Raw genomic sequence first — 12,304 nt, 5'->3', positions numbered from 1 at the left:
CATCTGTGTTGAACTATGGTGCCATCATGACCCTCTACCAAAGGAATCCCCGCACCGGAGCCCGCCATGCGTGAAGACCTGACAGCACCCGACCTCAAAATGTGGCAGCGCGTGTTCGATGACCAGGCGTTTTGGCAACAGTCCCCCGACGCCCATTACATCGAACTGCTGCGCCTGGCCGACGATCTATTGGGGCAGGGCGCCATCGACCTTGAGCAGTGGCAGGACCTTAACGCCAAAGCGGCGCAGTCCCACAAAGACTCGCCAGCCATCAACGTGGCGCGGGAAGTCGACGATCCCGACGCCTGAGGACATCCCCATGAAGCCCACAGCCGACCAGCAGCACCCCGACGAACCACGGCCACCTGGCGAGACCGAGCGCGACAACGACGCATTGCGCCCCACCGACCCGACCCGGCGCAAGGACAGCGGTAAAGGCACGGCCAGCGGAGAGTCCACGGCGCAGGAAACGGCGAAACAGTCCCGGTAAGCGGTCGGCACAGAATCGGTTTTCAGTGCCGTTCGTCGTTACGGACAACAAGGCGTTCAACAGGATTTCAACGAACTGAAAGTTGGACAACAGATCTATACAGGCAATTTGAAGGTCAGCAGAAAGATCGGAAGTTAAGGATCAGGCGGTTATCCCTGTACAACTTTCTGTATAGGAATAAGCGGCTCTTTGGGCTGACTGGTGAGCTTCAACTCTCGGCGCCGAAATTGTTGAAGTGTGTATCTGCAAATTTCATTTATAAATCGCGGACATCCGTACCAGGTTCCATTAAAATGCGCCGCGTTCGCCCAGTGTCAGGGCTCTTTACCAGTGCATGGATTGCCAAGGCCATTGCACTGGGCGGACACCACCGCGGAGTTTTTTGTAAACTTCCAGCGACTTGTACCGAAAAGGGTGATCAAAATGATCGCCCTTTTTTATTGCGCATATTCCCGGGATCCCAAGGTAAAAAGAGAATTTTCCTACAATCTTTGGCGCGTTGATCTTGGCTCGTTATCCGCGTCACAAGTTGCCGATCCCGGCATCCTGACCCGCCCCTAGAAGCGAACAATTTTCAACGGCGGTTCGGAAAACCCCGCGACAAAAACCGGCTTCAGGCGCACCTTAGTCAATCGCCTGGCAGGCCGAACGATCAGTCCAGCGCAACGGTCACATGCCAGGCTCAACGCGCAGCTTCCTGCACATTTCCGCAGCCCCGAGATGGAGTGATGACGACATGAAAATCCTGATGGTTTTAACGTCCCACGATCAATTGGGTAACACCGGCAAGAAAACCGGCTTCTGGCTGGAAGAATTCGCAGCACCGTATTTCGCCTTCAAGGATGCCGGCGCGCAACTGACCCTGGCCTCGCCCAAGGGCGGCCAGCCGCCGCTAGATCCGAAAAGCGACGAGCCCGACTTTCAAACCGAGGAAACCCGGCGCTTTCGCAAGGATTCCGCCGCCCAGGCGGCATTGGCCTCGACCGTGGTGCTGAACTCGGTGAATGCCGGCGACTACGATGCCGTCTTCTATCCCGGAGGGCATGGCCCGCTTTGGGATCTGGCTGAAGACAAACACTCCATCGCCCTGATCGAATCCTTCTACAACGCCGGTAAACCGGTTGCCACCGTGTGCCACGCCCCGGGAGTGCTGCGCCACGCCAAGGACAAGGACGGCCAGCCGCTGGTCAAGGGCAAGAAAGTCACCGGGTTCACCAACAGCGAAGAGGACGCCGTGCAACTGACCGACGTCGTGCCGTTTCTGGTGGAGGACGAACTCAAGGCCAAGGGCGGGATATTTTCCAAAGGCCCTGATTGGGCCAGCTATGTGCTGACCGACGGGCTGCTGATCACCGGGCAGAACCCGGCGTCGTCCAAGGCGGGGGCTGAGGCGTTGTTGGCCAAGTTGAAATAGAGCCCGCCGTATGCCAATCGTTTAATAGATTGACCAGGCGATGAGGACATTGTGGCGAGGGGGCTTGTCGAAACGTCGCACCGCCCCGCTGGGCTGCGAAGCGGCCCCAAAAGATGGAACTGCTGCGCAGTCCAACGGGGGCAAGCCCCCTCGCCACAAATAATCCCCTCTCCAGAGGTAACTATCTTTTATCGATTCAACGCCGCAAAACACTGCTCGATCGAACGCCGCTGCGTCTCTGCATACAACCCCAACTCATCAATGGTCTGGCGCCCCAGCGCCGTCTCGAACGCCTGCTGATTGGAATGCACACCATAGTGGGTCTGCGCGGCATCCCCCAGGTTCGACTGGAAAATCCCCGCGGCACTCACCGGCAGGAAATCCTCATACACCAGCGGTTCAACCCGCAGGTAGCCGGCGCTGACCAACTCTTCCAGCGGCAAGGTTTGCAGCTCGGCCGCCGCCAGGCCTTTTTCCGTCAGGAAGTAGCGGAAGTAAGCCAGTTCCTGTTGGCGCATGCCGTCGTAGGTGTCGGGAAATTCACTGAAGTGCTGGGTCATCAGCGCGTTGTAGCGCGTGGCGTTGGCTTCGTTGGGGAAGTCCTTCAGTTCATCCCGGGCGGCATTGAGCAGGCGGTCGTACAGAGCGCGCCCCTTGGGCGTGAGGGCAGCGCCACGTTGTTCGATTTCGCCGAAACGGGCGCTGTGGCTGCCCTGATTTCCGGCTTGATCGGTAAAGGCCACCGGCTCGTCGAGGGCCTTGAAACTGGTCTGGCGCAGGAGGATCGGGCACTGGCGACGGGGCGGGCCTTCGATCACGGCTTTCGGGGTGATGCCATGCACCGGCATTTGCGCCTGGACGATGTCGATGTCCAGGGTGCGCGGCGTCAGGTGATTGATGTGCGGGCCCTTGAACGCCACCACGTCGGCGATCAGGCGATGCTGGGCGCTGAGCTTCTGATACTGCTCGGCGGTCACGGTGGCGCTGTGATGCCAGCGGAAGGTTTCCAGCGCCTGTTTCACGAACTCCTGGGCTTCCTCTTCGGTGAGGCCGCCTTGGTGTTCGGCGCGCTCTATGAGCGTCAGCGCGGTGGGGGTGAAGATCGAACGCTTGTCCAGCACCGACTGGGCAAAAGAGCGCAGCTCAAGGTCTTCGATCAGTTCCAGACGCAGCAGCGAGGTGAACACGCGGAACGGGCTGACCTGCAGAGACGCCTCATGTACGGCACGAAAAGCGGTGGAGTGCACCGGAACCCCGGCCGGGGTCAGGTCGTAATAACCCACCGGCTGCATGCCCATCACCGCGAAAAGGCGGGCGAGGGTGGCCAGTTCCGCAGCAGTGCCGACCCGGATCGCGCCATGGCGCTCCATGTCCAGGCGCTCGATCTCGCCGGTGCTGTTCAATTGGTTCGCCACCTGCGCATCGCTGTCGAGCACGTGGCGGTTTGTCTTCTCCACCAGCTCCATCAGCGCGCCGTACAGCGGCACTTCTTCGCGGTACATGTCGGACATCGCTTTGGAGAAGCGTTGACGGATCAGGTCGGGGCTGACGAAGTTCGGGTGAGTCATGAACGGAGTTCCTGGCGCGGGTGACGTGAAGGATGGGAGAAAAGATCGCAGCCTTCAGCGCCGCCGACAAACGAAGTTTCTGACGAACTTCATTCTGCCAAGGACTGCATCCTCAATGCAGCCGTTGATCCTGAGGGCTTTCCGAGCGCAGGGATGCCAAAAACTCCCGATAAAGGCGAGCAGAACCTGCCGGCGCTTCGACCATCGGCATATGACCGATGCCTTCCCAGATTTCCACCCGCAAATCGACGATGCCCTTGCTCCAGACGGCCACGCTGCTGACGTCGAGCAGGCGATCCTTGCGTCCCCACAACAACAACGCCGGTGCGCTGATGGCCGGCAGTTCCGGCTCCATGGGCGGGCTGGCGTGGAAGTCGTCGAAGATCTCCTCCAGTTCATCACGGGACTGTTGAAAACGATGGGCAATGGCGTCCAGCACCACCTGCGGCATCCACGGTGGATCGGCCATGAGCATGGCGTAGAAGTATTTGAATTCCTCCCGGGACTCGATCAGGAAGGGGTTGTGACCATTAGCCAGGTGCCGCGCCAGATCGCTGGGCTCGGGCGAGGTCACACCCGCCGGATCGAACAGGGCGACCGAAACGACTCGCTCCGGGTAATGCGCCGCCATCCAGGCCGCGATCCACCCGCCCATCGAGTTGCCGATCACGTGGACCTTCTCGACCCCGCACACATCCAGCAACTGAATCATGCGCTTGGCCTGCAACGGGATGTCATAACCGCCACCGGCCTTGAAGCCGGTTTCGCCATGGCCGGCGATGTCGGGAATGATCACCCGGTAGTTGCCGACGAAGTACCGGGCAAAACGCAGCCAGAGGTTCTTGTCGCCACTGAAGCCATGCAGCATCAAGACACTGCTGGATGCTTCATAGGGGCCGCCCTGCCAGGTCGAGACGGTCATCTCGTTGATCGGCACGACAATTTTGTGCAACTTGTACAGCCTGGCCTCGGCGGCCACGCTCAAGTTGTACAGCCAGTACCCGACCGCCGGGTAGCTCAGCCAGCACCAGGCCGCAAACACCGCGATAGCGACTACCAGTAAAAGCATCTGTCGTCTTCCTTCTGACGGATCAGGACAATATGTGGTCGGCCGGTTTCAGGGCTCGGGTCAGTCGATGAAAGCTGAAACTGAACCCCGGGAACATCGCCACCACATGACCGCTCTTGCTTTGATACCAACTGTGGCAGCCTCCGGACTTCCACACCGTGCGTTCCATTTCTCTATGGATCATTTCAGTGTAGGTACGTTCTGCCTCGGGGCGCACTTCGATGCTGCGCAAACCCCGATTTTTTAGCGTGCGAATGCAGTCGAGGATGTAGTTCATCTGCGATTCGATGATGAACAGCGCCGATGTATGGCCGATCCCGGTGTTCGGGCCGGTAACGATGAACAGGTTGGGAAAGTCGGGCAGGGCGGTGCCGAGGTAGGCCCGGGGGTATTCGGCCCAGACATTGCGCAACTGGGTGCCGTGTCTGCCGGTGACCGGGTAGGAAATCACCCCGTCGGTGGCGTCATAGCCGGTGGACCAGACGATCAGGTCGAGGTCGATGTGCTGGCCGTCCTGCATGACGATGCCGGTTTCGTCGATCTCGGCAATGCCCTGTTCGCGACTGTGCAGCGTCACGTTGGGCCGGGCGAGCGCCGGATACAGGGTGCTGGAGAGAATCACCCGCTTGCAGCCGATGGTGTAGTCCGGCGTGAGTTTTCGCCGCAGTTCGGCGTCGGGTACCTGGCGTTTGATGAAGCGCAGGGCCTGATGCTGGACCATGCGCACCGCCGGCTTGGAGTATTTGAAGGCGATCACCCGGGTTTCGAACTGCCAGTAGATCATCCAGCGCAGCAGTTTGTAGGCCGGCTTGAACCCCAGCAGCCAGCGCTGGAAACGCCCGAACGTGCGATCCGCCCGGGGCAGCACCCAATGCGGTGTGCGCTGGAACACGTGCAGGTGCTCGACGTCCGGGGCGATTGCCGGGATGACCTGAGCCGCGCTGGCGCCGCTGCCGACGATGGCGACGCGTTTTTGCCGGTAGTCGTAGGAATGGTCCCAGTTGTTGGTGTGAAAGGTCTTGCCCTTGAAACGTTCCTGGCCGGGGAAGTGCGGCACCACCGGTTGGCTCAATGGCCCGGTGGCGTTGATCAGGAACTGTGCGTGGAAGGTGCCTTTGGCGGTGTGTACGGTCCATTTTTTTGCGGATTCGTCCCATTCCACCCGCTCGACGTTGGCCTCAAGTTGCACCCGGTCGCGCAGGCCGAAATGCTCGACGACATGGCGAGTGTAGAGATGCAGTTCGGCCTGTTCGGCGAACATCTGCGTCCAGCGGTAGGGGGCAAAAGACAGGGAATAGAGTGGCGACGGCACATCCACCGCCGCGCCCGGGTAGGTGTTCTGGCACCAGGTCCCGCCAAAAAAATCCCGCCGTTCGAGCATACGAAAATCGGTGATGCCGGCCTTGAGCAGATTCACCGCGGCACACTGACCGCCAAAACCGCTGCCGATGATCAACACTTGGAAGGTCTGCATGGACGTCCTGAGGGAAACGGGTTTGACCCTTGTCCTTCATGTATAGCCAAAGTGCGGGGTATTGCCTGCGGCGACGGCCTGGTAGTCGACCTGATTCTTCGGATGTACCCAGAGCCCCACTGTGGGAGCGGGCTTGCTCGCGAAGGCTTACTTACAGGCGACCTTTACATTGCGGATGTACCCAGATCCCCATTGTGGGAGCGAGCCTGCTCGCGAGCTTTTTGGTCTGTGAACATATCCATTGCTGCGGTCGCGGCGGCTGTCGGTTCCGCCCTGACGGTCGGGTCACTTTTGGCAAACGCCCGGAATGCCGGCCCAGCCAAAAGTAACCAAAAAGTCTTGCCCCAACGTTCGGCCCCTCGCTAGAGCTCGGGGTTCCTTCGCTCCGGCATTCATCCGGGGGCATCGCCTCCGGTTTGCTTCGCTGCACCTCCTCTCGATGTGTGCGGCTGCGCCGCACGGCGCTACGCGCCTCACCCCCGGATAAATGCCTCCACTCAGCCTGCCGACGGGGCGGGTGGATCAAAATCAAAAGCCAAAGCCGCCGAGGCGAGCTGACACTCGACCTGTCTGTTGGCACGGTCCCGTGTAGGAGCTGCCGAAGGCTGCGATCTTTTGATTTTGAAAGATCGCAGCCTCGTTCCACTCGACAGCTCCTACAGATGTTCGGGGCGCCCGCAGATTTTGCGTCCACCACAGCCCCTGTAGGAGCAAGGCTTGCCCGCGAATTCGTCCTGACAATCGACCAGATCTCACGGATGCACACCGACCCACTGTGGGAGCGGGCTTGCTCGCGAAGGCGGCCTCGCAGACAACCCGATTTCGCGAATGCACCCAGACCAAAACTGTGGGAGCGAACCCGCTCGCGATGAATGCCCAGGCACCGCAGACATTCAGACAGCCCACGTCATCGTTAACCACCATCGCGAGCATGCTCGCTCCTACAGTGGTTCGGGGTCGCCATAGATTGTGCGTACAGCTACAGAATCTGTGGGAGCTGGCTTGCCAGCGATGGCGGCCTGACAGCTGACCTGATTCTTGCGGATGTACCCAAAACCAATGTGGGAGCGGGCTTGCTCGCGAATGGGGTGTATCAGTCACCATCACCGTTGACTGAAACACCGCTTTCGCGAGCAAGCCCGCTCCCACAATGTTGTGTTGCCTTGCCAGAAACCTCGCGCGGTTATTCCTTCACACTCATGAACTCCTCAGCCCAACGGATGTACTCCTCCGGCTGAGTATAGGTATGGGTCAGTTCAGTCGCGCTGAGGTCCGAGGCCTGGGTGAAGATCTGGCGTTGTTCGCGCAGGCTGTCGTAGGTGGCCTTGATGGCGGCGAAGTAGGCGCCGTGGCCGTCGATTACCACGCGTACGCCCAGTTCGGCCAGGCGTTTGTCGTCGCGCAGCAGCGGGTTGCCGTAGGTCACGAGCATCAGTGGTACGGTCAGGTGCTCGGCGATTTTTTCCAGGTGGTCGAAATCCTTGATGCCGACCATGCAGATGCCGTCCGCGCCTGCGGCCTGGTATTGCTTGGTGCGGCTGATGATTTCCTGGACCGGCAGGATCCCGGCGTGGGTACGGGCGATGATCGCCATTTCCGAGTCGCAGCGGGCTTCGAGGGCTGCGCGGATCTTGCCGACGCCTTCCGCGACGGTGATCAGGTCGGTGGATTTACGGCCGAATTGCGCCGGCAGCAGGGTGTCTTCGATGGTCAGGGCGGCGATGCCGGCGCGTTCGAGTTCGACGATGGTGCGCATGACATTGAGCGCGTTGCCGTAGCCGTGGTCGGCGTCGGCAATCACCGGCAGCTGGGCGACGCGGCCGATGCGGGTGGCCTGTTCGGCGAATTCGCTGAGGGTGATCAGGGCAAAGTCAGGGGCGGCCAGGACCTGCAACGACGCGACCGAACCACCCAGGATGCCCACCTCGAACCCCAGGTCGGCGGCGATGCGCGCCGACATTGGATCGAAGACCGATGCGGTGTGGTAGCAGGTGTTGGACGCGAACAGTTGACGGAAATTGCGGCGCAAATCTTGATGAGACAGCCTGGACATATGAGTTCCACCAATGGAAATGGAAGGGCTTGAGCAAAAGTGTCAACGCCGAAAGTGTTAAAGGCTATCACGGGTGGATGTATCGAATGATGACGAATTTAGGGTGAATACGGCCATTCTGTCTGGCGCAGGCCGCGAAAGCCGTCTGAATCGCCCCTCACAGGCTGAAAGGATTAAGCCGCCACCGCCTGTCGCTGCCGGTTGTGCAGCAGTACGCAACGTACTGAATCGCCGGGTTGCAATTGCAGACGTTTGGCGGTCAGCCGATCGACGGTCAGGCAATGCCCCGTCCGTCGCGCCGGGGCCATGGTGATGCGGCAGTTTTCCAGGCGCCGGTTGTGGATCAGCCACATCGGCGCCTGATCGTCCGGGGTGCCGAGGGACAGATCCAGCAACTGGCTGTCACGCACGGTTCGAATGTTCGAGACCGGCGCCTCGATCACAGGTCCCGCATCGAAGATGTCGACATAACCCTGGTGGGCAAATCCCTCGGCGGAGAGTATTTTCAGCGCCGGTTCGCTGTTCGCATGGGGCTTGCCGATCACCGCCTGGGCCTGCTCGGTGAGGAGGCAGGTGTACAGCGGCTGGCGCGGCATCAGTTCGGCGATGAACGCCTTGTTGCCCAGCCACGACATATGATCGGCATGACTGAAATCCATCTTGAAAAAGTGCCGGCCCACGCTGTCCCAGAACGGTGAGCAACCGCGCTCGTCGGCACTGCCGCGCAGTTCGGCGATGAGCTTGTCGCCGAACAGGTGCGGGAACTCGGCGACAAACAGCAGGCGCCCCAGTGACAGCAACCGCCCGCGACCTTCCAGACGTTGATCGGGGCGCAGAAACAGCGAGCTGAGCTCCGATTGCCCGGTCATCTCATTGTTCAAAAACAGCGTCGGCATCTGCCGCTGGATCCCCAGATCCGCCGACGAACTGACCGTCATCCCGACCCTGTAGTTGTACCAGGGTTCACGCAGGCCGATGGCCCCGGTCATGGCACTGACGCCGATCACTTGCTGGTCGTCGTCTTCGAGCACGAACAGGTAATCGGCATCGGCGCGCTCGACCTGTTCGGCGAACGTCCGTTTGGCCCAGCGCAGACGGTGGTTCAGGCGTTCTTCGTTGGCCGGCAGGCTGTTCAGTCCACGGCCCGCCTGCCGGACCAGGGCACGCAGGGCGGGCAGGTCGGTGACCTCAACGGGACGGACGATCATGCTGCAACTCCTGTTTCGCGCAGGCTCGGGCGCCGGGGCCGATCGAGCCTCACAGGGCGATCAACCGGATCGGGCTGCCTTCGCTGACTTTCAGCGCGGCGCACATGCTGGCGTCCAGTGTCACAGGCTGACCGGGAACATGATCGAGATCGGCGACGATGGCCCGATAGTTCTCCAGCGAGTCATTGCTCACCAGATAGCGGCCGCGGGCGTCGATCACCGAGCCAGGCCGGGCCACGGTGGTGTGGCCGTTGGCGATCGAGCGAATGCCCTGGGTGCGTGCAAAAAGAGTCGGGCCACCGTCGAACAGATCGACGTAGCTGTTGGTCTCGAATCCTTCGCGCTCGAGGATATCGAAGGCATCCTGGCCATCGGGATGGATGCGGCCGATGCAGTCCTGCGCGGCCTGGGGCAGCATCGGCACGTAGATCGGGTATTGCGGCATCAGTTCGGCGAGAAAGCGCCGACTTTCCAGGCCACACAGCCGCTCGGCCTCGACGTAGGACAGATCGTAAAAGTGCTTGCCCACCGCATCCCAGAACGGCGAATGGCCTTCGTCGGTGCTGTAGCCGACGATTTCGGTGATGACCGCATCGGAAAACCGCCGGGGATAAGCCGCGATGAACAGCAGGCGCGCCCGCGACAACAGCTCCGAAAACGCCGAGCGTTCAAGTGCTGCATCGATGTGGAAGCCGCGCAGCAAGGTGTGGCCGCTGAGGTCATGACAGACCGACAGTGCCGGCACGTCATGCTCGATGTCCAGTTCCCGCGAGGCGCTGTTGAAGTGCCGGTTGCGCAAGCTATAGAACGGTTCTGTGAAACCGGCGGTGGCGAGAATTTCCGAGCAGCCCACCAGACAGCGGTTCGTCAGGTCCTCCAGTACGAAGCAGTAGCTCTCGGGACCGGGGCTGAACGCGTCGTGCTCGAACGAGGTACAGGAATCGAGAATCTTGTCCCGCAGGCGTTCGCCATCGTCCGGCAGGGACGTGACGCCCACCAGGCTTTCCCGGGCAAGTCGCTGCAACTGGGGCAGGTCGCTTAATTGCACTGGACGCAAGACCAGCATGGATGCACTCCTTATCAAAGGCTCGGTGTCGGGCACCGGACCGGACTATCACTGTCGGTTTCCACGCATTGAAACGGCGGGCGCGTTATCAGGCTCCGCTCTTTTTTATTGATTACGGTTTCATGGCCACAAGCGACGCGCAGTCTCGGGGCATCGGCGCGTTCGGCGTTGTGTTCGGACGGGCAATGTTCGGACTGGGAGATATCCAGAAAACAATGTCCAGACCTGGATCGAAGATCGGGTCTTTGAATGAGGGCATCCGGGCTCCTGCTGGATGAGAAAACGGTAATCCTTTGAAACCAGTATTTAGTCTACGGCTATTGCATGTCTAGTTAATTTTGGCGCGGTTCCGGGTGCCTGAACATGAGGTATGGGCTCTCGGGTCAAAGGGCTACAGGGATGTCGATTGACCTTGTAGGCCTCTGCCTGAAAGGCTGTCGGACAAAGTCTTTCTTGTGGGAAGAATTACCTGAGGGTGTGCGTGACTCAAACTGAAACAAAACGCCCCCAGATCCTTTCGTTACGGCACAATTGCCCTCTATTACGCGGCCCCAGGCTGTTTTTGAAGTCACGACAGAGAGATTTTTCGTGCAGGCGACCCGTTTGACACTGATATGCCACGCTCGAACCGTCGCACAAAAATTGGCGAGATTTCCTACAAACGAGCCCGTGGAGATGGATTGGCAATCGGCCAAGGGTTCGCGCAGCGCTCAGTTCAAGGGCTCTCCCAGGCTGATGAGTGCGCCGGAGCTGCGCGCCCGGCAGACCGCCGAGCTGTTCGGTGAGACGGTGGAGATTGTCGAGGCACTCCGGGATTGCGATCTCGGACGCTGGAGCGGTGTTCGCATCAAAGACCTGCAGCAGAGCGAGCCGGAAAATCTTGAAGGCTGGCTTGCTGCGCCGGACAGCGCACCACACGGCGGCGAGTCGGTGACACAGGTCATCGAGCGAGTCGCCGACTGGCTGACGACCCTGGAATCGACACCCGGGCATGTCGTCGCCATCACCCATCCGTTTATCATCCGCGCCGCGCTGACCCATGTGCTGCACAGTTCGGCGTTCAATCTGATTGATGTGGAGCCGCTGTCGGCCATCGAACTGCAGTTCAATGGCTGCTGGCGACTGCGCTTGCCGGGCACCGAGCCCGAAGGAACCCTTTGATGAAAAAAATCCTGGTCATCGGCATTGGCGCCGGTAATCCCGACTACATCACCATGCAGGCGGTGAAGGCGCTGAATCAGGCGGACGTGTTTTTCCTCATGGACAAGGGTGAAAGCAAGGACAAGCTGATCGACCTGCGTCGGGAGATTTGCGAACGCTACATCACCGATCATGACTATCGCTTCGTCGAAGCCCAGAGCCCGGAACGCGAGCGCGGTGATGTGGACTACACCTCCAGCGTCGATGACCTGAACCTGGCCAAGCAGCGCACCTTCGAGAAGCTGATCAACGAGCAATTGGCCGACGGCCAGTGCGGTGGTTTCCTGGTGTGGGGCGACCCGGCGCTGTACGACAGCACCATTCGCATCCTGCAGGCGATTCTCGCCTCGGGCACCTGTGCCTTCGAGTTCGACGTTATCCCCGGCATCACCAGCGTCCAGGCTCTGGCGGCGCAGCACAAGGTGCCGTTGAACCAGATCGGCCGTTCGGTGGAAATCACCACCGGTCGCAGATTGGCGGCGGGGCAGGTGAGCGATGCCGATTGCCTGGTGGTGATGCTCGATGCGCACGATTCCTACCAGCAGGTGGAGGACAAGGACACCGAGATTTACTGGGGTGCTTACCTGGGCACGCCGGACGAGATTCTGATCAGTGGCCGGCTGGGGGATGTGGAGCAGGAGATCGAGCGGGTGCGCAAGGCGGCGCGGGTGGAGAATGGGTGGATAATGGACACCTATTTGTTGCGTAAGCCTTGAGTCATTGGTTGGGCGGGCTGACGCCATCGCGAGCAGGCTCGCTCCC

The 12,304-nt window shown here is 60.4% G+C and carries 11 protein-coding genes; 5 read left to right on the top strand and 6 right to left on the bottom strand.

Annotated features, from left to right (window positions below):
• Nucleotides 1-66 precede the first annotated feature (66 nt).
• From K9857_RS09105 to K9857_RS09095, 3 genes are all read left to right on the top strand, one after another.
• Nucleotides 67-309 (top strand): hypothetical protein, encoded by a 243-nt coding sequence (locus tag K9857_RS09105; protein ID WP_224535035.1) that lies wholly within the window; start codon nucleotides 67-69, stop codon nucleotides 307-309.
• Nucleotides 310-319: 10 nt separating this feature from the next.
• On the top strand, nucleotides 320-490 hold the full coding sequence (locus K9857_RS09100) for a hypothetical protein (RefSeq protein WP_224535033.1): 171 nt from the start codon (nucleotides 320-322) through the stop codon (nucleotides 488-490).
• 736 nt (nucleotides 491-1,226) lie between these two features.
• Nucleotides 1,227-1,904 (top strand): type 1 glutamine amidotransferase domain-containing protein, encoded by a 678-nt coding sequence (locus K9857_RS09095; protein WP_224535032.1) that lies wholly within the window; start codon nucleotides 1,227-1,229, stop codon nucleotides 1,902-1,904.
• Nucleotides 1,905-2,092: 188 nt separating this feature from the next.
• On the opposite strand, the gene K9857_RS09090 is transcribed toward K9857_RS09095, so the two are convergent.
• The 6 genes from K9857_RS09090 to K9857_RS09065 form a co-directional block, all read right to left on the bottom strand.
• Nucleotides 2,093-3,472, bottom strand: coding sequence for a VOC family protein (locus tag K9857_RS09090; protein ID WP_224535030.1), 1,380 nt, complete (start codon nucleotides 3,470-3,472; stop codon nucleotides 2,093-2,095).
• Between the two features lie 112 nt (nucleotides 3,473-3,584).
• On the bottom strand, nucleotides 3,585-4,541 hold the full coding sequence (locus K9857_RS09085) for an alpha/beta fold hydrolase (RefSeq protein WP_224535027.1): 957 nt from the start codon (nucleotides 4,539-4,541) through the stop codon (nucleotides 3,585-3,587).
• Between the two features lie 22 nt (nucleotides 4,542-4,563).
• Entirely contained in the window at nucleotides 4,564-6,015 is a 1,452-nt protein-coding gene (locus K9857_RS09080; protein WP_224535026.1) for a flavin-containing monooxygenase, read from the bottom strand.
• Between the two features lie 1,183 nt (nucleotides 6,016-7,198).
• Nucleotides 7,199-8,068: an oxaloacetate decarboxylase gene (locus K9857_RS09075; RefSeq protein WP_224535024.1), complete on the bottom strand. Its 870-nt coding sequence runs from the start codon at nucleotides 8,066-8,068 to the stop codon at nucleotides 7,199-7,201.
• Nucleotides 8,069-8,241: 173 nt separating this feature from the next.
• Nucleotides 8,242-9,276 carry an arginine N-succinyltransferase gene (gene astA / locus K9857_RS09070; protein WP_224535021.1) on the bottom strand — a complete coding sequence of 345 codons (1,035 nt, stop codon included), beginning with the start codon at nucleotides 9,274-9,276 and terminating at the stop codon, nucleotides 8,242-8,244.
• 49 nt (nucleotides 9,277-9,325) lie between these two features.
• Nucleotides 9,326-10,342 (bottom strand): arginine N-succinyltransferase, encoded by a 1,017-nt coding sequence (locus tag K9857_RS09065; RefSeq protein ID WP_224535019.1) that lies wholly within the window; start codon nucleotides 10,340-10,342, stop codon nucleotides 9,326-9,328.
• A 588-nt stretch (nucleotides 10,343-10,930) separates the two neighbouring features.
• On the opposite strand from K9857_RS09065, the gene K9857_RS09060 reads away from it, so the two are divergent.
• Together K9857_RS09060 and cobF are read left to right on the top strand one after the other, a co-directional pair.
• Nucleotides 10,931-11,503 carry a histidine phosphatase family protein gene (locus K9857_RS09060; RefSeq protein ID WP_224535017.1) on the top strand — a complete coding sequence of 191 codons (573 nt, stop codon included), beginning with the start codon at nucleotides 10,931-10,933 and terminating at the stop codon, nucleotides 11,501-11,503.
• Entirely contained in the window at nucleotides 11,503-12,258 is a 756-nt protein-coding gene (gene cobF / locus K9857_RS09055; RefSeq protein ID WP_224535015.1) for a precorrin-6A synthase (deacetylating), read from the top strand. The genes K9857_RS09060 and cobF overlap by 1 nt, the downstream gene beginning before the upstream one ends.
• Nucleotides 12,259-12,304 lie beyond the last annotated feature (46 nt).

The organism is Pseudomonas sp. REP124 (assembly GCF_020164475.1).
In the GTDB taxonomy this organism is placed as follows: Bacteria; Pseudomonadota; Gammaproteobacteria; order Pseudomonadales; family Pseudomonadaceae; genus Aquipseudomonas.
Note: the sequence above shows the minus strand (reverse complement) of the source record. Positions and strands in the feature narration are given on the sequence as shown.